16 protein-coding genes are annotated in these 23,687 nt (G+C 40.1%); 3 read left to right on the top strand and 13 right to left on the bottom strand.

Annotated elements, in window-relative coordinates:
* Window positions 1–25: 25 nt before the first annotated feature.
* The 3 genes from FD725_RS30715 to FD725_RS30725 all read right to left on the bottom strand — a co-directional run bounded on the left by FD725_RS30715 (window position 26) and on the right by FD725_RS30725 (window position 2,060).
* Window positions 26–340: a hypothetical protein gene (locus FD725_RS30715; RefSeq protein WP_179051976.1), complete on the bottom strand. Its 315-nt coding sequence runs from the start codon at window positions 338–340 to the stop codon at window positions 26–28.
* Window positions 341–748: 408 nt separating this feature from the next.
* Window positions 749–1,510 (bottom strand): hypothetical protein, encoded by a 762-nt coding sequence (locus FD725_RS30720; RefSeq protein WP_179051977.1) that lies wholly within the window; start codon window positions 1,508–1,510, stop codon window positions 749–751.
* Window positions 1,511–1,697: 187 nt separating this feature from the next.
* Window positions 1,698–2,060: a hypothetical protein gene (locus FD725_RS30725; RefSeq protein WP_179051978.1), complete on the bottom strand. Its 363-nt coding sequence runs from the start codon at window positions 2,058–2,060 to the stop codon at window positions 1,698–1,700.
* On the opposite strand from FD725_RS30725, the gene FD725_RS30730 reads away from it, so the two are divergent.
* Complete coding sequence (locus tag FD725_RS30730) at window positions 2,059–2,226, top strand: hypothetical protein (protein ID WP_179051979.1); 168 nt, start codon at window positions 2,059–2,061, stop codon at window positions 2,224–2,226. The genes FD725_RS30725 and FD725_RS30730 overlap by 2 nt on opposite strands.
* A gap of 87 nt (window positions 2,227–2,313) precedes the next feature.
* On the opposite strand, the gene FD725_RS30735 is transcribed toward FD725_RS30730, so the two are convergent.
* The 3 genes from FD725_RS30735 to FD725_RS30745 all read right to left on the bottom strand — a co-directional run bounded on the left by FD725_RS30735 (window position 2,314) and on the right by FD725_RS30745 (window position 10,163).
* A complete protein-coding gene (locus tag FD725_RS30735) occupies window positions 2,314–7,641 on the bottom strand; it encodes a filamentous hemagglutinin N-terminal domain-containing protein (protein WP_179051980.1) in 5,328 nt (1,775 codons plus the stop codon).
* 259 nt (window positions 7,642–7,900) lie between these two features.
* On the bottom strand, window positions 7,901–8,374 hold the full coding sequence (locus tag FD725_RS30740) for a DUF29 domain-containing protein (RefSeq protein WP_179051981.1): 474 nt from the start codon (window positions 8,372–8,374) through the stop codon (window positions 7,901–7,903).
* A 67-nt stretch (window positions 8,375–8,441) separates the two neighbouring features.
* The gene (locus FD725_RS30745; RefSeq protein ID WP_256872029.1) at window positions 8,442–10,163 is read right to left on the bottom strand and encodes a ShlB/FhaC/HecB family hemolysin secretion/activation protein; all 1,722 of its coding nucleotides are present in this window, start codon (window positions 10,161–10,163) and stop codon (window positions 8,442–8,444) included.
* 450 nt (window positions 10,164–10,613) lie between these two features.
* Here FD725_RS30745 and FD725_RS30750 point away from each other — a divergent pair, with 450 nt between their 5' ends.
* Entirely contained in the window at window positions 10,614–16,085 is a 5,472-nt protein-coding gene (locus FD725_RS30750; protein ID WP_179051983.1) for a putative Ig domain-containing protein, read from the top strand.
* Window positions 16,086–16,161: 76 nt separating this feature from the next.
* Here FD725_RS30750 and FD725_RS30755 read toward each other — a convergent pair whose 3' ends face one another.
* From FD725_RS30755 to FD725_RS30785, 7 genes are all read right to left on the bottom strand, one after another.
* Window positions 16,162–16,830 (bottom strand): hypothetical protein, encoded by a 669-nt coding sequence (locus FD725_RS30755; RefSeq protein WP_179051984.1) that lies wholly within the window; start codon window positions 16,828–16,830, stop codon window positions 16,162–16,164.
* Window positions 16,827–17,294, bottom strand: a complete 468-nt coding sequence (locus tag FD725_RS30760) for a hypothetical protein (RefSeq protein WP_179051985.1) — start codon at window positions 17,292–17,294, stop codon at window positions 16,827–16,829. Before FD725_RS30760 ends, FD725_RS30755 begins: the two co-directional genes overlap by 4 nt.
* A 3-nt stretch (window positions 17,295–17,297) precedes the next feature.
* Entirely contained in the window at window positions 17,298–18,332 is a 1,035-nt protein-coding gene (locus FD725_RS30765) for a site-specific integrase (protein WP_179051986.1), read from the bottom strand.
* A gap of 208 nt (window positions 18,333–18,540) precedes the next feature.
* Window positions 18,541–19,143: a CPBP family intramembrane glutamic endopeptidase gene (locus FD725_RS30770; RefSeq protein WP_179051987.1), complete on the bottom strand. Its 603-nt coding sequence runs from the start codon at window positions 19,141–19,143 to the stop codon at window positions 18,541–18,543.
* A gap of 1 nt (window position 19,144) precedes the next feature.
* On the bottom strand, window positions 19,145–21,445 hold the full coding sequence (locus FD725_RS30775) for a CHAT domain-containing protein (RefSeq protein ID WP_179051988.1): 2,301 nt from the start codon (window positions 21,443–21,445) through the stop codon (window positions 19,145–19,147).
* Window positions 21,446–21,454: 9 nt separating this feature from the next.
* A complete protein-coding gene (locus FD725_RS30780) occupies window positions 21,455–22,015 on the bottom strand; it encodes a DUF1822 family protein (RefSeq protein WP_179051989.1) in 561 nt (186 codons plus the stop codon).
* A gap of 23 nt (window positions 22,016–22,038) precedes the next feature.
* Window positions 22,039–22,596, bottom strand: coding sequence for a hypothetical protein (locus FD725_RS30785; protein ID WP_179051990.1), 558 nt, complete (start codon window positions 22,594–22,596; stop codon window positions 22,039–22,041).
* Between the two features lie 455 nt (window positions 22,597–23,051).
* On the opposite strand from FD725_RS30785, the gene FD725_RS30790 reads away from it, so the two are divergent.
* Complete coding sequence (locus tag FD725_RS30790; protein ID WP_179051991.1) at window positions 23,052–23,594, top strand: GNAT family N-acetyltransferase; 543 nt, start codon at window positions 23,052–23,054, stop codon at window positions 23,592–23,594.
* The last annotated feature ends 93 nt before the right edge of the window (window positions 23,595–23,687 follow it).

Here is a 23,687-nt window from a genome sequence, read left to right on the forward strand (position 1 = left end):
TAAAATTGGATAAAAAGTTGAAAATTTAATCATGAGAACATTTACATTTTTTTAATAATTTACAGTGCTTCCAAAAAAGTATAAGAATGTTTGCTTCTTCCTCAGTCAACTGCAAAACCACAGCAAAAATCTCTATAAAATCTTCTGGAGGAAATCGATTGCTTTTGGGACTGGGATTAAAATATCGATAGAGTGATTCCTTGCTGAGATAGTATTTACGTTCATTCAGCATCATAGATAAAGTGGAAATTTCAATTCCTTTTTCCGCTAAAAGCTGTCCCAAAAGCTCACTAAAATTGAGTTGTTGATACTCACGAATAATCTGAAAAGTTTTATTCATAGAGAATTACTAGCGATTATTATTTACATAGCAGACATCAAGAGTTTTTTGTCTATTTTGTTTGTGCTATCTATTTATTGGAACAGGTGCGGAAAAATATACAGGGAATTATAGTGTCAATAAAAAAGGCAGGTAATTACCCACCTTTTACTTGATAATGTTGATGCGATGGGCTACGCCCCGTCGGAGACGATCGCCCACAACTACTGCTATCATGCAAACATCTATTTGATTAAGCGATGTAGCAGGTTCTCAAATTACTGTACAAAATGAATTGGTTTTATGCTCAGAGTTCATGCTTTAGCTTCTTTCTTAGAGGTACGCGAGTATGCCCATAATGCTATCAATATGGAAATGAAGGTGAACCAAATTAGCCAAGTAAAGTGCAGCCAGAAATATTGATCATACTCAGGTGATTTTCCAAAGCCTAGTATGAGTTGGATGTAATGATAAATAGGAGAGTGAAGCGATTACTATCTGAATTTTCATATCTTTGGCAACAACGTTATTATGTAATTCTCTTAAAACACTAGCAGAAGCTTTAAAACTAGGAGGAGATTTAGAATCAACAGCAGGATTTTTTAAAGTTGCTATTTCATACAAAATTTTGGGTTTTTGTGACTTCTTAGCTAATTTTAGTAATACATCATCGGGGATTTGAGGATTATTGACTAGAGCTTTTTGAATTTCAATAGCATCTGCATGAAGATTGTTAGCGACTTCTCTCAGTAGTTTAGGAGTAGCATTTGAACGTTTAGCAATATTCGCCAGTATGCCTACATCTTCGGATTTGACGAACGCATCTGCATTTAAGACATCTATAGGAGTCTTGAGATTAACGGCGATCGCACGTTGCAGCATCTTAATATTGTTAGCGACTTTTGGACTATCAAGAGAAGAAGTTAAAGCTCTTAATACGTTTTCATCAGAATCAGGATCTGATGCCAAAAATATTAAGGTATCTCCATGTGTTCTGGAATCTTTGATAATTTCTAGCTTAGTTTTCTCGGTAGAACAAAATTTTAATAAACGCCCATTAGTTACCATTGGGTAGCAAGAAAATTGTGTCCAACCTGTTGCTATAAACAAAATCCCTGTAAAGATGATAATAAAAATCCAAAACCCTTTTCTAGACAGCAGATTACTAGAGAAAATTCCAACATTCAGCATACATTTTACCTTTGTTTATAAATGAATGAAACCCAATATCCATTTGAATATTAGGTTTACCTACGGCACGCTACGCGAACGCAAAACCTCAGCCCAACATACTCTTAATGCTGTATCATCGGCAGTTTATTTGAGTCCAATTAATGCACTACTTTCAGCTTGCTGTGCTACTAAAATTTAAGGTTTACTAATACCTATAGTAAGTAGGAGGTTTTGTGCTGCGGGGTTTTCCTCCATTCCACGAATTCTCTAGGAGCCTTCTATATCCACCATTCCAATATCCTCTATTTATTGTTTCGTAAACTCCACTATTGCCAGTGCTGGGATTGTATCGTGGCTGATATGTGGGGTTTGGCCGTGATTGTTGTCTAGATTGTCTGAGCCAATTCTGCACACAAATCTGATAGTTATAGAGATTTTGGTCAAAGTTATTACCATATAAATAGCTGACGCAGGAATTAGACTGTGCAACTGCTGGATTTGGTGTCATGAAAACAGCGAGTCCTCCTAAGCTTGCTAGAAATAGGCGATTTACTAATTTGTAATTCATGGATATCTCCTTATCTGTCCATTTTTCTTGTGCTTACCTATTGATTGGGACAGGTGCGGATGACTATGCAGGGAATTACGATTTCAATAAAAAAATGTGGATATTACTTGGTGTGCTTCATTTTGAGACTTACATTGCACCTTTCTGGATAAAGGCGATCGCCTAATTTCTGCAAACATGAGAGCGATCGCCCTAAATTTTGAGCTTTTGTGAGTGCGCGGTCTGGATTACGTCACAGAATTGCTATATATTTTTAGCGTGGCTGACAACTGCTTAAATTCTGTTCCTGACGCTGAAAGTTTGTATTAGTAGGATCGTAGCCGACAAGGACAACTCTACCTTTTTCGTTGCGTATCCATCCTTGGGCTGGCACAATTTTTTCAGGTGTGACAGTAGTGGGTAAAGGTGAAGTGATGCGGGTTGCAGATTCTTGGGTTGGTGCGATTAAACTCACCTCTACTTCATCGCTGGTTTGAAATTGTTCTGGACTGGAGGGTAATCCTCCTCGTCCAGTGATGGTAAATTGGCTTTCTTTCCCGCGCAGACAAGCATTTTGGGCAATGAGAGTGTTGGGATCGACGACGATTTCTGGCAAGTCTACTAAACCTCGGCTGGGGTCAGTCTCAGGTGTATTAATTTGTACAACGCCTTCAACTCCTAGTTCGGAACTGGCGGTAATTTGACTATTAGGAGCAAAGAATAATCCTTGAGTGGTGATATTAATGTTGCCTCCCCTACCTGCAAATGCATTGGCGGTGATGTCGCTATTTTGATTGGCAACTAAGAAATTTGTATTAATAGTAATGTTACCGCCATTTCCCGTCCCACCTGCGGTTGCAGAGATGGGGCTATTGTTGCGTTGGCGTAGAAGATTGGCGATTTTGAGGGTGATGTTACCGCCTTCACCACTGGCTGTGGTGGCGGAGATGGTTGAGGCGTTGTTGAGAGTGAGGTTGTTTGAGGTTAAGGAGATGTTACCGCCATTGCCTTGTCCTTGGCTATTGACACTGATTTGTGCGTTGTTGTTGAGATTAACTTGGTCGGGGTCGATAATAATGCTACCACCGTTTCCTGTGGAACCGGGCGCAGTGTTGGCAAATAGTCCGCTTGCTGCACCCTGATTATTGACGATCGCTTCACCAAAATTTGCCAAGCGATTAGCAAATGTTAGATCGCTACCAGAGATATCAATGCTATCAGTAATATTGAGTGTAATATCTCCGGCGCTGCCACTGCTGCGCGTGGTGGTAATAACTTGTCCACCGCCTGTGGCTGCAAAGGTGTTAGCGTTGATGGTGATATCACCAGCTTCTCCAGTATTAGCGGTTAAGGTATCTACAATTGCACCGTCTGCTACACGGAAGGCATTAGTCGTGACAGTAATGCTTCCAGCGTTGCCATTTGCGCCTTGTTCAGTGCTGGCAAGCAATCCGCTAGAGAATCCATCGGGGCTGACTCCAAAAAGGTTCACGAAATCAGTAGTATTGATAAAAATATTTCCTGCTTGGCCTTGTCCACCGGGAAAATTATCTTGTGTGCGGAACAGATTTGTTTGTATTTGTGAACCTTCTGTTAGAGAAAGCGATCGCCCTTTAATATCAATATTACCGCCTATGCCAATACCTCCTGGACTGACGCTGCTTAAAATCGCGCTTCTATTAGCTAGGGAAATGGCATCACCAATTCGCACAGAGATATTTCCCGCATTCCCTTGTCTAAAGGTGTTAGTAGTTATTTGAGAATTATCAGTGAGAAAGAGCGATCGCCCTTTAATATCTATAGCGCCTGCATTCCCAATTGCTCCAGCTTCCGCCGTACTGACAATTAAGGAGTTATTGACTAGAGAGATAGCATCACTAGTTTCTATAAAGATGTTACCCGCATTTCCTTGTCCAGCCGTGAGTGCATTGATTTGAGCGCCATTGCTTAAAGAGAGCGATCGCCCTTTAATGGTAATGTCTCCAGCTTGGCGATCGCTTGTAAATCCCTCTACTGGCTGAACAATAGTGACGATTCCACTAGGATTAGGTTGATCACCTTCAAGAGATATAATTGCATTGGGTGAATCAATCGTTATTATGCCTGCATCACCTTGTCCAGATGTGTCTGTTCTGAATTGAGAACCATCGCTAAGAGTAATAGAGTTAGCCTCTTGAACAAGAATATTGCCTGCGTTTCCTTGCCCGATAGTTCTAGTAACTATACGGCTATCATTGCTTAAAGAGAGTATTTTCGTCTGTATTTCAATATTGCCGCCTTTTCCACTATCAGTAGTACTTGCCGAAATTATTGATCCATCTTTGGTAATTAATTGTCTAGTCGTAACTTTTAAATCTCCTGCATTGCCAGAGCCTTGAGATTGAGTAAATAAGCCATTACCAATTTCACTATTTTCTGATGTCCCGCTTAATTCTACTAAATCAGTGGCGTTGATTGTCAAAGTTCCTCCATTACCTTCTCCAAAAGTACCAGCTTGTATTTGTGCGCCTTCCTTGACAACAAGACCTCTAGTTGTAATTGTCAAATTTCCTGCTTTTCCTGCACCACTAGTAGAAGTTGAAATAGTTGCTCTTTTTTGAATAATCAGTTGGTCTGTGATAATTTTTAAGTCACCTGCTGATCCCTTACCACTAGTTGTCGTACCCAAGCCACTGGGAAAACCATCTATTGATATTCCAGTTGCTTCGATAAAATCAGATGCAGTTACAGTCAAGCTTCCTGCATTTCCTTCACCTCGTGTTCCAGTTGCTATTTGTGACCCATCCTGAATAATTAATTGACCTGTTTGAATTAATAAGTTGCCAGCATCTCCAGCATTCTCTGCATTGGATATAGAACCAGTGGATATTTTTGCTTTATCTTGAACAATTAACTTTCTCGTAGTTAGGTTTATGTCTCCGGCATTTCCAGATCCTTCAGTTTGAGTAAACAAACCACTACCAGATCCATTTATTTCAATGAAATCAGAGGCTGTTACAGTTAAATTTCCTCCCTTCCCTTGACCAAAAGTACCAGCAGCTATCTCTGCTCCATTCTCAATAATTAATTGTTCAGATTTAATGTTTAAGTTTCCAGCATCTCCAGCTTGTCCAACACTTGGAATACTATCAGTTCTTACATCGGCTCTATCTTGAACAATCAATCGTCCTGTGATAATGCTTAAGTCGCCAGCATCGCCAATTCCTTGAGTTTGAGTACTTAAGCCACTACCTATGTCACCATAGGCTGACCGACCAATGACTTGTACCGATTCAGAAGCATTAACTCTTAGATTTCCTCCTCTGCCTTCACCTGCGGTTATGGTATCAACCTGTGCGCCATCTTTTATCAGTAACTGCCTTGTTGTAATCTCTAAGTCTCCTGTCCCTTTTTTGCTTATGGTTTGAGTGGATATGCCACTGGGCAGCCTACCATTAGCTGACCGACCAATAACTTGTACTGATGCCGATGCGTTTACTTCAATCTTCCCTCCAGAGCCTAAACCAGGAGAACCAGCGAAGACTTCTGCTCCATCTCGAATCAGTAACTCTCCAGTGTTAATCGTAATGTTTCCTGCATTTCCTGTTGAATTTGGCGTGGTTTGGGTAAATAAGCCACTAGGAAACAAACTATCAGATGAAGCGCCAATTAATTGCACCGACTCTGGGGCATTGACTATCAAGCTTCCGCCATTTCCTTCATTAGATGTGCCATTAGATATCTGACCTCCATTTTGAACTAATAATCTCCTAGTATTAATTGTTAAGTTACCTGCATTTCCTTGACTGACCGTTCCAGCATCAATGACACCGCCATCTATAGTAATAAATTCCAATGTGTTAATGTTGACGTTGCCAGATATAGCTCGTCCAAAAGTGTTGTTAATTATTTGAGAATTACTATCTAAAAAAAGTGACCGAGATATAATATTAATATCTCCACCTTTGACATTAGATGCTGTTGTCCAACTATTGCTAGAAATCAAGCTATCTCTAGCTGAAATATTACCTCCACTATTGAGGGTAATATTGCCTCCTAATAAACCATCTGTGATAATAGATGAACCTAAAGGAAAGCTGGAAGATGGGGTAAGTAATATATCGTTTTTGGCAAGCAGAGTAACATCACCGCCATTACCTAAAATAGAGGAAGTATCGATAATACTAGCATTTAAGGTTATTCCTTGACGCGAATCAATAATAACTGATCCACCGTTACCACTAAAGCTAGAAGTGTTGATTTGACCAGTAGGTATATTAATCCCAGATATGATAATGTTTCCATCTAGTAGAGATAAGTTAGGTTCATATTGATTCGTTAAATAAACAATTCCACCTGGAGCCGTTATTTGAATATTTTCGGTAAAGATGCCAGCACCATTAGGAATATCAAAAGTTCCTCCACCAATTGCTAAAAAATTATTACCTAAAAGTCCCAGAGGATTGCCAATCGCCTCTGGATTCATACCTGCTCTTATATCTAAAGTAGGTTGAACTGTACCATCAATGATCAGAGAGTTTCCATTTGAAAGAGTAACATTGGCTAATGTTGGAGTATTAGTTGGGTTGATAGTATTTCCCGTTGTATCTGCTGCGTTAATTTCAATAGTTCCAGGGATGTAAACTAAACCACCTGCTAAAATATGCAACGAACTTCCTATATACCCATTCAGTAACACATCTCCCAAAGAACGAATCACCGGATCATGAGGACTAGATAAATTCCCCAAACTTCCATCCAATTGTTCAATCCGAAAATTTCCCCCACTCCAATAGTGTGCATCTCCGCCTACGGTATTAGCCGATCGCAACACCATATCCCCACCAGAGAACAAACCACTGTTAACATGGTATAACGCAAAGATATCGACAAATCGATTCCCCTGAATCAATAACTGATTTCCAGCCGCCGCAATGAAGGGTTGTTCTACACTATCCCTTACTGTTAAAGTATCTTGGGCTTGGAGAGTTAAGTTTCCTCCCGCCTGTAGCGTCCCCGATAAGTTGAGGTTCTGTGCTTGTAAAATTAAATCTTTATCAACTGTTAAATTACCAGCATTGTTAATATCACCCACATTATCCCGAAATTTCAATCCAATGGGAATATTTACAGTTAATAGAGGCGGTGCTTGGGGATTTGTGGCGCTAAATTCTAAGTTATTACTAAATACCAAGCTATTGGCGGTAGAAGCAACAAATGACCCTTTCAAATCTAATCTGGCATTAGCTCCAAAGGATATCCCATTAGGATTAATCAAGAACAAATTAGCATTACCTAGAACTCCTAGCGTTCCTAAAATGTTAGAAGGATTTCCCCCGGTGACGCGAGTGAAGATGTTATTAATTGCTGCTGGATTGGCAAAATAAGCGCCTCTTCCTGACTGAATATTAAATTCGGAAAAGCTGTGAAATAGGTTTGCTCCTCTTGTCGCACCCCCTGTAATTAAGTCGCTCTTAATTCCTTGAATTGTCTCTTGTTTGATGCTAGAACTTTCTGCTCCTAATGTGCGATCAGGAATGATTTGGGCTGTAGCAGCATCACAGAAAAAACTACCCAAAGCTACTAAAGGCGCTACCAAAAGAAACTGGAATCTATCAGCCATAACTACCACTGAACTTTTTTAGATACTACCGATTGCGCTTTAATGCAGATGCAAGCAATTCTAGAAGTATACCAGTATTATTACGGCTATTTTATTATTTTAGGCAAAAAACTTTACACTTAACCTTGTTTAACAACTCCGCGTAAATATTAGAACCCCTCTGCGTTTAAAAATTATCATCGAGGCTATAATACAGCTAAAATACAGTTAGGCGTAAGTCGCTCAATTTAAGATGAGATTGATCACAATCCAGACAGGATTAATGACTATTTTCATTGCATAGAGAGGGAAACCAGTTTTCATCTAAAACTTCTTCTGGAGTAGCGATCGCATCAACTGGAAAGGTTTCTAGGGGGAGTCCCGACACATCACTAGCCACTTTCCTCGCAGTTTCATAACACTTGGCAAAAACTTGAACAAAATAAGGTTTAAGACTTGGACTATCCTGCAAAACATCGACTAGAGAAGTGCGAAAAGCTCGAATTTCTCCCTTCCAGTGATTACCATTATATTCCCGCTCAGATTGCCAATATCCTAACTTGAGCAGATGCTCAAATAGTCTAGTTAATAAGCTTTTTAACTTATCCTTTTGTCGTCTACTCAGGTCTATGATCTCCTCAATTAAATTTGCCCAATCAACTGATGCAAAGTCTTGTGCTTGTAGGTGTTGAACGGTTTCTTCAACCCATTGATTATAATCTGTTTCGTATAATGTTTTGCTACTAAGTTGCATTGGTATTGTTATTTCAGAATTTATTCTATTTTAAAATATCCTTTCTTCTATTTTAAAATATCCTTTCTTAAAAATTATAATCGAAACTGAAATATAGACCGTTGTCATTCAATGTGCGCTTGTCAACATCTACATTGACTAAGGGAATCCCCCAATCTAAACGTGCGTTCAGGCGATCGCCCATTGTCCAAATTAACCCAAAACCAGCCCCCACTAAAGTATTCGGGTCAGGATTAGCAAAATTAGAGCTATTCCAACCCGTGCCAAAATCAATAAACGGTGCTACCTGTAACAACCCTTGTAGTTGCGAAATTCGCAGAACTGGTAAGCGCACTTCAGTAGATGCAAAAATAGCATTATCGGTGAGCAGAAAATTTTGAGGATATCCCCGCACACTGTCCAAGCCACCTAACGCAAACTGTTCGATAGGGAAGGATGCTCTGGAAGCAAACTGTAAATCTGAGCGAATCACCCACAGAGTATTTGGTGCAAGTAAACGGACATACTGTGCTTGTCCCCGCCAAGAGAAAAAGCGTCCATCTGGTGCTTCTGCATTCAGTGTTGCACCCAAAGCCCCGATACCGAGACTAAATTGAGAACGCACAGCCAACAATTCTCTATTGTTTCGCTCCGTCCATTCTTGCAAAAATCGTAGGACTGTGACGTTGGTTTCGCCATTATCGTTTGCACCCAAGGATAAGGGGAAGTTTTCTCCTTTTATCTTTGTTTGACTCCGCGCCAGGGATAAGGTCAAACCTAATGCTAATTCTTGAGTCGGAGTCTGTAACACAGGCTGACGCAGACTCAGATCATAATAGTTAAAGCTACCCGTAATATCTAGCTCATCAAAACGCGGATCAATTACTTTCGTGTTGCTGAATCCGCCTGCTAGTTTAATTGTGCCATTACGGGCATTAAACGGAATTGTGTAGCCAATATCTACAGCGTTGCTACCATCTGTATTTCGATACATCAACTCTAGTCCATCACCAAAGCCGAGTAAATTGCGCTCATTAATCTGCACACCTCGTTCAAAACTCCCAATGGAGGAAATGCGTCCATTATTAGCTATGGCTTTGATATCAAAAGAGTCTGCTTCTTTAACTGTGACTGTGAGTAAACTTAATTCTGGACGCGCACCCGCCGACAATTCTGCGGAAATGCTTTTAATCAGGGGATTGAGTTGTAACAATTGTAGAGCTTCCAGCAGTTTATATCGATTTAAGGGACGTTGAGTAGCGATCGCTAACCGACTGCGGATATATTCACGTTTTAAGCGCGCGGTTCCCCTAACAATGATATCTTCAAGACCGCCTTCAATAATCTTAATCTTCACTACGGCGGCTTCTGGGGATAAGTCTTGACCAGAAGGAATAAAGGCATCTGAGTTAATGTACCCAGCGCTTGTGTATTTTTTGCTAATTATGGCTTCTGCTTCGAGCAATTGAGCAAAAGAGATCGCTTTGCCAGTGAAAGATGCTGTCTCTTTGGCTAATTCTGCATCGCTGAAGATGGTATTGCCTGTAAATTTAAACTCTTTGACTATGATTGTTCCGGGAATTTCTGGGGAAATTGGTGATGTTGGTGTGAGAGTAGGAGGTACTTGGAGGGGAACATCTGGGGGTGGTGATGGTGGTTGTGAGGGTAAGGGTTGAGGTTGTCTAGGCGTAGTTGGGTTGGGAACTTGCACTAATGTGAAGTCTGTGCTTGTTTCTACTACTTTTTGGTCAAAATCACTTTCAGGAAGGTTAGCTCTCGCTTTCGCACCTATCCCTAATAAATTGCTCATGAGTATAAGTAAAATTAAGCCATGCCGCATTCAGTAAATTTCCCACTCACGATACTTGAAATGTTACTTTTCTTACTATAAGGGGTTTTTACTTAGTTTTCCTGAAAGTATACAACTCTTGTTACAAGAATATCATGATGCTCTACCGAGGCATTCATGTTTCTGACAGAATTTCCGACTTCTTTAATAATTTTTAGTCCTTCAGGATAAGCTTTGAATCTTTCATTTTAAATACAGTAAATTGTCAAGCCCATATTTTAAATCAAAATCTCTCATATTTCCTTTCCAAAAACCAGCAAAAAATGGATACAAACAGACTTGTATTAAGCCAGTAAAATTGATGAGGTTTTAAAAAATTTTTAATATTTATTGTTTTTGATTTTCTTAAGCAATGCGATCGCTGATTGCTCACTCAGGTAAATAAAGGGGTTGGAAAGGAGGTTAAGGGATATGGCAAAACTTTTTGGAAGCCCAGAAACTTTATTAGTAGGCGGTTGGTTGATTCCTTTCGGCTATCTGTCAGGCGCAAGTGAACCACTCTTGGAAGTTGTCCGCGCCGCAAAGCGAGTCACTGAGGATCTGTTATGTAATTTTGCGAGTCAGCCGGATTTCACCGTTAGAATCGAGCCAGCTTTTGGTAGCAATTTTAATCCTCAGAGTGCTGAGGACTTAGCTAAAACCTGGTCTAAACGCGACTTCAGCCTGCTGCCGCCTGTGGTCATTCTCCCGACTGCCGAGATGAATGGAGCAAATGGAGCGTTTGCGGCAGCTACCAACACGATTTATCTCTCCCAAGAGTTTCTCAGTCAGAACGCAACCAATCTTGAAGCAATTGCGAAGGTATTGGTAGAAGAGGCTGGTCACTGGGTTGACCAGCTTTTGAATAATACAGATAGCCCTGGTGATGAAGGGGCGATTTTTTCAGCATTGGTGATGGGAGAAAGTCTCTCTAATGAGGCTTTACAGCAGTTAAAAGCTGAGGATGATACGGGAACAATTGTAGTCGATGGGCAGCAAGTTCAGATAGAGAATAATTCTTTTCCTTTCTTTCTCTTTATTGAAGATGGTTTGATTGCAGAAGGTGATAGTGGAACTAATCAAGTCACAATAAACGTCTTTGCAAATCGTTTAGCTCGCAATGTCGGCCCTATTACAATCCAATTTGCAACAGCCGATGGGACTGCTACGGCTGGCTCAGACTATGTTGCTACCCAAGGAACTCTTACTTTCGATCCCTTCAATCCTTTGAGCTTTTTTCAAACTATTACAGTTCCTATCATTCCAGATACTCAGGGCGAACCAACTGAATTTTTCACGATTAACTTTGTCCCTCCCGATAACGTCAATTTATTTAATAATTCGAGTCCTGTCGGAATTATAAATGACGACACCATTTCTCTTTCCAACGGAAGTCAATATTATCTGACTACTGTAACGACGTGGACTGATGCCGAAACTCAAGCTCAAGTATTAGGAGGACATCTAGTCACTATCAATGATGCTCTTGAGCAACAGTTTCTGATTGACATATTTGGAACAGACACATTCTGGATTGGTCTTAATGATACTGCTTCAGAGGGAAATTTTGTATGGGTAAGCGGTGAACCCGTTACTTATATAAATTGGACATCTGGTGAACCTAATGATGGGGACAGTGCATTAGGAGGACGCAGTGAAGATTACGTTCTTATGAACTGGGGTTTTGGAGGTTCATGGAATGACGGAGAGGATGATACTGTCATACGCAGAGGAATTATTGAAGTTCCTGGTTCTTCCATTAGTATTTCCTCTGGTTTTACCAATGAGGGAAATTCTGGCATTGCTGCTTTTGAAGTTATCGTCAGCCTCTCTAGTGCAAGTAATCAGACTGTGACAGTTGAATATACAACAGTTGATGACACTGCTCTTGCTGGTTTTGACTACATTGTGACGGCGGGAACTCTTAATTTCTCTCCAGGAGAAACTTCTAAAACCATCACAGTTCCGATCATCGGCGATACTGAAATTGAATCAGATGAAAATTTCATAATCAACTTATCAAATCCAACTAATGCTTATTTATCGCCGATTAATCAAGGTATTTTTAGCATTCTTGATGATGATGCTGCACCTGAAGTGTCGGTGAGCGACTCGTGGGTTGAAGTCAATGAAAATCAGGATACAGTCATTAAATTTAAAGTTACTCTTTCAAAGCCAAGCACTCAATCTGTAACTATTGTCTATTCAACATCTGATGGAACTGCAACTTCTACTGGGCAGGGAGAAGCTAAAGATTATGAGTATATTACTGACAAGACACTAACTTTCGCCCCAGGGGAAACAACAAAGGAAATTGAAGTAACGGTTTATGGGGAGCGAGGCGTTTCCGATAAAGACTTTGAAATCTTTGCGAAGGATACTGCTTACAGAGATTGGGTAAAAGATAATGATGATGTTGTTGTTGATATTGACCAAATCCCTGGTATCTTTCCCTATACACCCTATGGTGATTTAGGTTACTACGTTGATAAAGTTTTCAACGATCCAGTTTCAGGGTTTCAGGCAGTAGGGTTGACTTCTGATGAAAATTTCTACCTTGATATCATCTTATCTCCAGATGCAAAAATTGCTAAGGGTGAGGGTACTGGAACGATTTACGATCTCGGCAAAGCACCGGTTCTCGCTATTCGCGGAACCGAGCCAACAGGATCTCAGGATTTCATCGCCGATCTCGATCCATATGGCGTGGGGGTTCCTCAGTTATTAGGTACTAATTTAGCCAACCTTAGTGATCAGACTAATCGAGGAGAGGTCACAAAATGGCTTCAGGATGTAAGTCAGCAAGAACAAGGTAAAGTTATTTCTAAACCTAATATAACAGGTCATAGCTTAGGGGGAGCTTTAACTCAATGGGTTGCTGCTCATTACACCAAGAATGGTGGTAATTTAGGTCAAATTATCACCTTTAATAGTCCAGGCATTAGTGGATCAAACGTTTTTTATAAAAATAATGGCATTTATAGACTGGTAGAAGGCGTTAACAGTTTTGATAAAGCATTGTCACAGAAGGTAACTCATTTCATTACGTCAGGGGATATTGTCAGTATGGCTGGCTGGCAGTATATTCCAGGTTCATATTACTTATATGATTACTCTTCAGGAGGGATTTCAGGCGTACTTGGAACTCATTTGAACCCAACTGTTGCGGAGGAAGTTGGTTATGATAAGACCACAGGATTTTTCCAGAAACCAAGGGACTTAAACCAACCCTTTCAAGAACCATCAAGTAAATTAAGTAGCCCTTGGTTCTCTTATGGACTAGATCCAGACTATCTTATTGTTACGTTGGCTGTATCTCTTCTTGGTAGCGTTACAGTTGGGACTGAACTTGCTATTAAACTTCGTAATTCTCTTGCAGGGGTTGTTGCTGCTGAGACAATCTTCCCTTATTTAGCGGCTTCACTCCGATTAAGGGGGTCTACTGAATTTACTAGAAAGCTTTTAGGCCCTCTTTTTATTGAGGTCATTCAAGCTGCCTTTACTTTAATTAACAACCCGTTAGTGCAAGCAGCATATAACGCTTTTAATCTGCTTTCTATTTCTCAGTCAGAGGCTTTTACTCTAGCAGACGCAAAGTCTTTGAATTTGGTAGAGACAAACAATGTGTCATTTTCTAATGATTTTGCCTCTTTCGTTACCCTAGAGCAAGGATTACAGGTTGCTCTAGGTTTCCTCAACGATTTTGCTACTGCCCCTGATTTCACCACCAAAATGAATTTGGCATTTGGTGAAGATTGGGATGCTACTGTTGCTCAAAATTTAGCACAAGCATGGGCAAATGGAAATTTCAGTAATTTACCTCCAATTAAAATTGTTTCTGCTTCAGAAATTAATAATGCAAGTGGTGCTTTCTCCATTAGCAGAAGCACAATCTACTTAGCCAGTGAATTTCTCAACAGCGCAACCAGTTCTCAAGCAGTTGCAAATGTTCTTCTTGAAGAAATTGGACACTATTTTGATTTACAAATTAACGAGCTAGATAGTCCTGGAGATGAAGGAGAAATTTTTGCTGCCCTTGTTCAAAATGTGCTACTAAGCGACACAGAATTACAGGCTCTTAAAGTTGAAAACGATCTTGTTGCTCTTCCTGGAGAAAGATCGCCTTGGGAATCAATGTCTAAATGGACAGTTGGGATTTGGAATGCCAGTCCCGATTGGGATCTTCAAACTTTTACTAATGCACTCGAAGGCATTAACACTCCTCCAGGTGTAGAAACTCCGATTCTCGATCAAGTTGCCACAGAAGACACTCCTTTTAGCTTTACCATTGCTGAAATTACCTTCACCGAAATTGATGCAGGCGATTCTCTTACTTACTCAGCTACCCTCAGCAATGGCAATCCTTTACCCAATTGGTTGAGCTTTAACGCAACCACCCGTACATTGAGCGGCACTCCCTCCAACGATGATGTCGGCAATCTCAGCCTCAAGGTGACAGCAACCGACAGTGCCGGAGCTAGTGTGAGCAATACTTTTGGATTAGTGATCGCTAATACTAATGATGCACCGACAGTGGAAAATGCGATCACTGACCAAAACGCCACTGAAGATGCACCTTTCAGCTTCATTATTCCTGCTAACACCTTTAGTGATGTGGATGCAGGCGACACACTCACCTACAGCGTTACCGTTGCCAACGGCAATCCTTTACCAAACTGGTTGAGCTTTGAAGCAATTACCCGCACCTTTAGCGGCACTCCCACCAACGATGATGTCGCTACCCTCAACATCAAACTCACCGCCACTGACACCGCAGGCACAACAGCAACTGATACCTTTGCCCTGACCGTAGCCAACATCAATGATGCTCCCACTCTCAGCAATATCAGCAAGGCAGGGAATGAGGATACAGTTATCAGCTTTAGTGTGGCAGACTTCACGAGCGCCTTCAGTGATATTGATGGCGACACCCTGACTAAGATTCAGATTACATCCTTGCCCACCAACGGTACTCTGAAACTGGGTAGTTCCAATATCAGCTTAAATCAAGAAATTACTGTTGCTAGTTTAGGAAACCTAACTTTTACTCCTAATGCCAACTTCAACGGCTCTGTGAGTTTTGGCTGGAATGGCTCTGATGGTACTACCTACGCCACGACAGCAGCAACCGTTAACTTAGCGATCGCTTCAGTTAACGATCTACCCATAGCCACTAATGATACTGCACAGACAAATCAGAACAGCGCAGTCATTATTAATGTGCTGGCTAACGACAGCGATATTGATGGTTCTCTCGTTCCCAGTGCGATCGCCCTTACCACTAATCCGAGTCATGGCACAGTGAGCCTGAACTCCTCTACGGGTGCAGCCACTTACACCCCAACAACGAATTTTGTAGGTACAGATAGCTTCACTTACACAATTAAGGATAACGAAGGTGGTATATCCAATGCCGCTAAGGTCAGTATTACAATCAACTCTACTAGCAATTTGATTGAAGGTACGCTAGGGGCTGATGTGCTGGTTGGCACAGAACAGAATGACAGGATTAATGGTAAAACTGGCAATGATATCCTTTGGGGTCGGGCAGGCAATGACACTCTCTTAGGCGGAAATGGCAACGATATTCTTTGGGGTGGAACAGGCGATGACACTCTCTTAGGCGGAAATGGTAACGATATTCTTTGGGGTGGAGCAGGTAGCAACCTTTTCGTGTTGGCGGCGCGTGAGGGAACAGATATGATTGCTGACTTTAACCTTAACACCGACAAAATCGGACTGGCTGCCGGTCTGAGCTATGGACAATTAACTATAACCAAAGGCGATGGCATTAATTTCAATAATACCCTGATTACTGTTACCAGTAGTAATGAACTGCTTACTGTCCTGAATGGTGTGCAGGCTAACACTCTAAACAGTACAATGTTTGTTCTCGTTGCTTAGGCTACGGCGTTAGCGGAGCTTAACGAAGTTATCGCTTGCTTGGGCAAAATTTACATCATGATCAGCTAGTGAAATCTCACTCAAGATTTCCCATTACCCAAATATCGTGGCTATTATAAAAATCTCCTCTCTGCTCTAATGTAAAACCACCCAGCAACAATCCCAACCATACCTCTACCATCGGCATTTTCAAGACCCGTTGTAGTTTAGTTAGCGTAATTTCATCTTTCACTTGTGCAAGATAGTGAGCGATCGCACTCTGCCATTTCTGCACATCTTCATCACCAGCCAACCGATGAACATCTTCTACAGTTTGAATCTCAAGCATTGCCAAGACATTCTCTTTCCCAACCGGAGCAGCTACTGAATTATGACTTTCGGCAGCATGAGAAAACTGGTGTGGCCCATGAGGTCTAAAAGTCTGCGGTGCTGGTTCTTCTATTAGGTCATCCAAATCGAGATACATTGTCGTCCGCACTAACCCAGCAAAGATATCTGTGCTGACAACCGGCCCCAAAGTATCGTTCTGATAGCGGACATCTGACAACAGTAAATCAGCACGAGATTTGAGAATATCTGCAATTTGGGAAAAGGCTTGTGCTGCGGTTGATAATTGTGCTTCCACAGATAAACTCTCAAGCTCGGCATCTAAACAATCCCATACTGGAGCAAGTGTTGATGTCGGTGGAGCTTCTGACATCTCATCCAAAATATCCCAAATTGTTAATTGGCGATAGCTAGTCATAATTCAGGATGCAATGGGCAAGGTCGGACTGGGCAGTGAGTCGGGCTAATCTCAAACATATCCTTATATTGGTGGAGCGTAACACCATACTGTGTGGCAAATGCCTGCAATACCTGATCTGTATAAGCGCGTATCTTGCCAGCCGTTAGCCCAAAGCAGTGGATTGGTTCTAAACGACAGATAGGCTTTTGCCCCAGCCATAGCTCTGCCGACATAGCGTGTAAGGGTTTATCCCCCGATTCTTTATACAAATACAGTACAGCAAAATATGTTGCAGGCGGTTCAACGGCGATTGCCTCAATCTGCCCAGAATCATCTTTACTTTTGTTGCGGTAGAAGGAACGGCGATTGTGACAAACCTTCGGATTCCAGCAGCCATCCCCTTCTGTCCCATGCAGCACCTTAGCCTTAGATGTTGGCAACTTTGCACACAGTTGACACTTCGGATCAAGTGGCTTGGGCATGGGTTACTCCGCTTCTTGTTCACCAATAGCACGATAGTAAGCAGCGATCGCCGCCTCTTGTTCACTCCGCAGTGTATACCGTCGAAATGCTTTCTCGCTTTGGTGTCCCGTCAGCTTCCGCGCGTGACTAGGATCAACTCCTAATAACAATAAGTCAGTGGCGTAAGTATGCCGAAATTGGTGTGGATGTAAATCTTCAATACCAGATAGTTCACCGATTTTTTCCACAGCAAAATAAATGCCATGATAACTCAAGCGTTCGCCCTTGTATGAGGCGTGATGTGAGATCATTAACGGGGTGAGGCTATTTAGTTCTTCACCCTGTTCGCTGCGCGATCGCAAATACGCCTCTAACACCTCGCAGCTTTCCTTGCGTAATGGCACTAAGCGCGGTTCATTGGTTTTGGTATCGGGCAAGAACAGCAGTTTGCCATCGAATGACCCAACATTTAACTGTACAATTTCCCCAGCGCGGAGGCCGTGACTAAGAATGTGGACAAGTGCGGTATCCCGTTGCTTTGTTTCTCCCAAAAATTCTAAAGCTGACCACACTCGCTCCATCTGTTCATCAGTTAAGCTTTGAGCAGGTGGTAGAGGTACTTTTTCTAGTTTTATACCTAGCGTGGGATTAGTAGCGATTATATCTGGATACGTATAGCACATCCACTTGAAAAAGCTTTTAAGTGCAGCGACCCCAGCGTTGATACTACTTTTTGACAGGGATTTCCCTGTATCAGTTTTTACTTCATTACGCAGATATTCCTTGTATAACCCAAGGTGGCGCGGACGTAGTTCGTGATAGTGTAGCTGTGTCCATCCTAAGAATCGCTTAAGTTCGCGTTCGTACATTTTGCGACTGTTCGGCGCAAGATTGGTACTACGTAAAAACTCCTGTAGTTTTATCCACCGTATGTCTGTGGGTAGAGATGTTTTTGTGGCACTACGTCTTCCTTGCTGCTGCACCACCGATACAGCTTCATCATTTAAGGGAATGAGCTTGATAGGAGGTAGGTTGTCAAACTGGGGGTTGTTTACCATGTTGCAGTGAGCGCTTGGAAGCAGTGTAGCACTAACACCCAAAATTGTATGTGACTTTTGGTAAAAGTTGTCTACCTCGTCGCCAGAATGTTTGCCAATGTTAGTGCTGACCTAAATCGATTGAAATCTGTATAGTAGTTAGTTATGAAAACTGTCCGTAAAAAGCCGCCTTAATTGGACACTCATAACAAATTAAAGCAATATTAAATCACAATAGACCAGTAGATATCGCAACTACTCCGAGTAAAATATGACTCAGAATCACACTATATAAATTTCTGAACCGTGTGTAGTGATATCCCCAAACAAAGCCGATTATTAGTGTAAATACTAAAGTTGCTAAATCCCAGTAAATTGCATGACCAAAGCTATATAAGATAGAAGAAACAACAAGGAAGTATTGAGAAAAACCAGCTTGGGAGAAAAGATGATAGAGATAACCCCTATATAAAAATTCCTGAAATGGAGCAGACAATAAAATAAAGAGTAAATAAAAGTACCATTGCAGATCAGAATTATCAACTCTTGTTCCTTTAAGAAAGCAAAACAATATTATTAATATAATAAATCCTAATGTTGTCGGTAATATATCTCTGAGAGCAGGTTCTAGATTGTTGTAAGAAAAACCTAGCTGTTGTAAATTTACATTTTTGAAGATAGCAGATAAAATTACTAGAGTAGTAACAATTCCTAGTAAGATAAATCGATAAGTAAACGGGATATAACGAATAAGTAGCAATACAACAGGAAAAATATATAATAATCCAATAATTAATATGGCTTTATTTTTTTCGTTTACTGATGCAGCCATTTTAGATTTCCCTCACTTTATAATCAATTAAATAAATGATTACAATAAAGAGAAAAATAAAAAAGGTAATTGCTCCCAGCCAAGTAATAAATAAACTCTTACAACTAATTCCAAACATCTGATCAATGAGAGATATCCCACCCCAAATCCTCATTAAACTAGTCAGCACCACTACAGCAATCACAACAAAGCTTAAAATATAGCGATACTTGAGTGATTTAAGCTGAGTCATAGTCACAATCAGTGTCATAACTAATAGAGAAAATATGAATAAATATACTAACCCTGCCAGATTAGTTAATTCTGTATTTGTAGCAAATAATAATGGCTTAATTTTATTTGTATAGTAAGAATAAAACGGACACCATAACAGCAACCCTGTATCACAGACAATCAAATAAATAATATATTTGTGCTTCTTAAATACTGATGTAGGATCGAGTAAATTTTGGACAAGTAAAGCAAACAATTCTGCTCCGCAAAAAAAGATCATGAAGTAACTGAAGGCATAAAACCAACGACTGATGGATAATTGATTATTCCAAATTCGATACTTCAAAGCAAATCCTAGAAAATTATTATAGCCTTGGTAATTTTGATTCTGTTTATCCTGTGGATTAGTACTAATAAATTGTTGCACAGATGCTTCGATATCTTGCTTTTTTAGCGTAATGTCACCTTGAAAATCAATTATTTGCGAACTATCTAACAAATCTTTTGGAATAGTTTTTAGACTATATTTGAATAGTTTATCCCCTGAAGATTCCTCAACTAAATTCTGTGAATTTACAACTCCTATTGCATTTGATTTTAACTCAAACAGCAGAGTAGGATCAGTGTTTAAATCCAAAGCTAGCGCAATGCTGGTAAACACAAATACTATAGCTGTGAAACCCCAAAATATCTTCGCCTTTTGTCGAATTAAGCAGATTGCTCTGTATAGTCCATATAGTGATATGCCAAGAAACAGAGATGGATAAATGACAATATGTGGATAAAGTTGAGCATAAAGCTTGAAAGTCTGGAAATTTCCAAACTCTAACCAAATGCTGAGTGGTAGTCCTATAACTGCTAATAGCAAGATTGCCAAAAGCAGAAACTCCCATTTTCTATCTAATCTCCGTTCAGTAAACATCCCATCCCAGGTGAGCGATCGCGCTTCCGGATTCGCTACAATTACAGGTAGCCAACTTTTACCAGGATGTTTACCGTCTTCGTCAAACTCTTGGCGCAAAAACTCACGTGCTGTACGCATGGAAGCAAATAGCGATTTACCTTTGACAAAAGCGGTGAGCAAATGTTTCAATAGCCTACGAGCCAACAAGGATTCGACAGGCTCACGCATGACGATACAATAAGGTAAAGATAGGGAAGTTAGTTGATTTGCTAAACCCAAACCATCACAGGAATTAAAAATAGCTAACTGTAACTTATCTCGAATTAGCTTTTCTAATTGAGTAGTGAGATCATCAATAGGAATCCTTTCACCAGGTTTGATTTCAATCCAACCAATTTTACCGTTTTTATCACTGCCACTATGACCAGCAAAGAAAAATATATGCCAACCTTTCGGTTCTTGCAAAGCTTTTTCTAAAGCTTCTCGATTTGGTTGGTGCAAAAATTCAATTAGTCCCCCATATTTTTCTAAACTGGCAATTAGACTCTTTTCTTCATCTAAATCCAGTGTTTCATCTCCAAAAACCGCAAGAATTCTCACTCGTGCATCTAACAAAAGTGTTTGTTTTTGCTCTGGACGCTTGAAATTTGTGGCACTAATCGATACTTCTGTATGAGAGTGATTAATAAAGAATCTTTGCAGTACGTCCCATTCTTGCCAAGGTAGCGCTCTTAAGTCTCTATTTTCAGTTTGAATAAAAACCTGGATCTCTTCTTTACCTGCATAGTAACTTTCTAGAACTTGCTTAATTTTAGGATCTTTATTGCCATCTTCATTAATCCATCCACTTTCATTCAGCCAATGATTTAATCCAGTCTTAAAATTATTCGCTATTTGCTCAAAGTTAATATTGCTATCATCACTTTCGAGATGATTATTTTTGGCTAGAGGTTCTAACTTAATTCGCCTAACAGAAGCATCATGAAGATTAGGTGCAATATATTTTTGCCATTGACGAAATGAATTTATCAGATTTTTAGGTAAAAGAGATAAATAAGAACCTGAACCCAGTTCTTGCAACAGTCCCACATCATCATAAACTGTGAGTGTGACAGGTAAAGCTGCTAAAGTTACACGTTCTAATTGGACACAAGACCCAAATTTCAGGTATATTCTTTTCACCATGACAAACAGCTACCCTGGAAAATCTTCTTGAATAGTTTCATTTCCCAAAGTTAAGCCAACACTAAAGCGATCGCTCAATTCACAAGTAAATCTTTGACCATAAGTAATATCCAGTATATTACTTTGAGTATCCGCAGATTTTTCGAGAATAATTTCGCCAAATTCATCAAAGATGCTGGCTTTTAAGCCTACAGGCAAATACCCCTTACCTGCAAGTGGACGAACTTGCAAAAATATTTGGATTTCTGTTGGACTTAATGAACCTATTGTGATTAGCAGTTCTACAGAATTATCCTGGAATTTAATTAGCTTGATACCTGTAGTAGATTGGGTACTTCTGACGGCTGGTTGTAGTCCCTTTTGCCAAAGACTATCTAACCAAACCCTGTATAAATCTAGTTCCAATGCTGCTGTTGCTGGCTCAGATTCTAGTTGTTCAGCAGATACCATCTTCACATCTAAAATTTTTATATCTAAGAGGTTATTTAATTCGCCAGCTTCAAAAAGAGCTAGAATTTCGTCCAGTTCATCTTGAGGGCCTTCGATAATAAAAGTTTTGCGTTTTGGCATAATTTTATGTCCTCAATATTGGTTTAATGCTCAATGACTCGACTAATTTTGCTGTGGTAGCCTCTATTTTTTAAGAAAGATTGAAGTTCATCAGCACTGATATCACTTTCAACTAACATCAGATTCAATTGTCTTGTCGATGTACAAGTTTGTGCAATCTTATATCCACTTTTTTCTAAAAATTCAGTAATATTTTTCCAAGGTGGCATACGTTGATTTTCATTGGTCAAATTCATTAATCGCTTAATATATTTGTGTATGCGATTAGACATTTCCGAATTTAAGTTTTTTATCTGCCTTTCTATATCTTTACAAGCAGCTAATTCTTGCCTAGTGGGAATTTTATGTTTGTAAAAATAGTAAGCAATCTCTCCTTTGCTATGGCGAGATAGTGAAAGACAGAGGTATTTAATTTCTTTATCAGATAGCTCTTGACTTTGTGGATAATACTCATACTTGAACTGTGTAAGTTGCCACAACAAGCGTTTAACATCTATTCCAGACCTTTTTTGAGCTTCTAAGCACTCTGGACAAAGGCTTGCGTCTGTATTTGGGTGACACATATTAGTATCAGAATACACCTTTTTATTATATTTATTGATATCACTGTCTATTCATCAACCAAAAATCAAGGGTTTCAGTAATTTTGACAATGATATGAATGGTTACATAGTACCAGTATTTTGAAGCGTGTAAGCAAGAAGTGTCAACAGCCCAACTAATAGAGCTTAAATAGCCCAACTTATACTTAATTGTTGTGTAGCGTGTTGAGCCAGTGACACTGTAATGTATGTGACACTTCATCAGAACTTAATACACAAGTTAAGTGATAGGAGTTGAATATACGGACTTGAATAATTGATAAGTATGTCACGTATTCAAATTAAGACTGATGCGATCGCCTACACCCGACTATAACTGATCGCTATTTTAATAATTTGGCACGAAAGTGCAAAGTACTGATGGCACACAAATTCTAATATACCTTTGTTGTGCAAAATTGGTTTCGCTCTAAATCACGAGCATGGAGGGAAGTATGTCATACATTCAACGAATTGCTACCCCAGCAGATAAAAGTGCGATCGCTCTTTTGTGGAAAGCATTTATTGAAGTGCGATCGCTCAATGATCCTACTCTTACTCCCACCCCTGGCTTTGATTATGAGCGATATGTGGAGAATTTGCTCTCAAAGCCTCTATCTTACTGCTTTGTGTTGGAATCTGGCGGAGAATTGGTTGGATTTCTATTTACATATATCTATGATGAAGCACCACCACCCAATCTTCCAGAGGGTTTGAATATTTTAGAAAAACCCTTTAAACCGCGCCGTGTGGGTTCGGTTTTGGGGTTATATGTACAAGAGCAACACCGGAAGCTTGAGACAATTAAGTTATTAGTTGATGCCGCATTGGTGCAAGCTGAAGCCTTAAAAGTTACTGATATTGATGTGTCGATTGGTGCAGAACAAGAAGGAATTCACGCTTTATTGGCAAGATTGGGATTTACAAAAGCGACAGTTCAATATGTCAAGCATTATGAAGTTATAGAAACACATTTACCAAGTTTACATCCTAATTAGATTCTCTATCTTGATATTTCCACAAGGTTAAACTGAGTTGAGTAACTCAAATTATTGAAATTAGTTAATGCCATCTATTTTGAGGACAAAATA

It is taken from the genome of Nostoc sp. TCL26-01 (assembly GCF_013393945.1).
In the GTDB taxonomy this organism is placed as follows: domain Bacteria; phylum Cyanobacteriota; class Cyanobacteriia; order Cyanobacteriales; family Nostocaceae; genus Trichormus.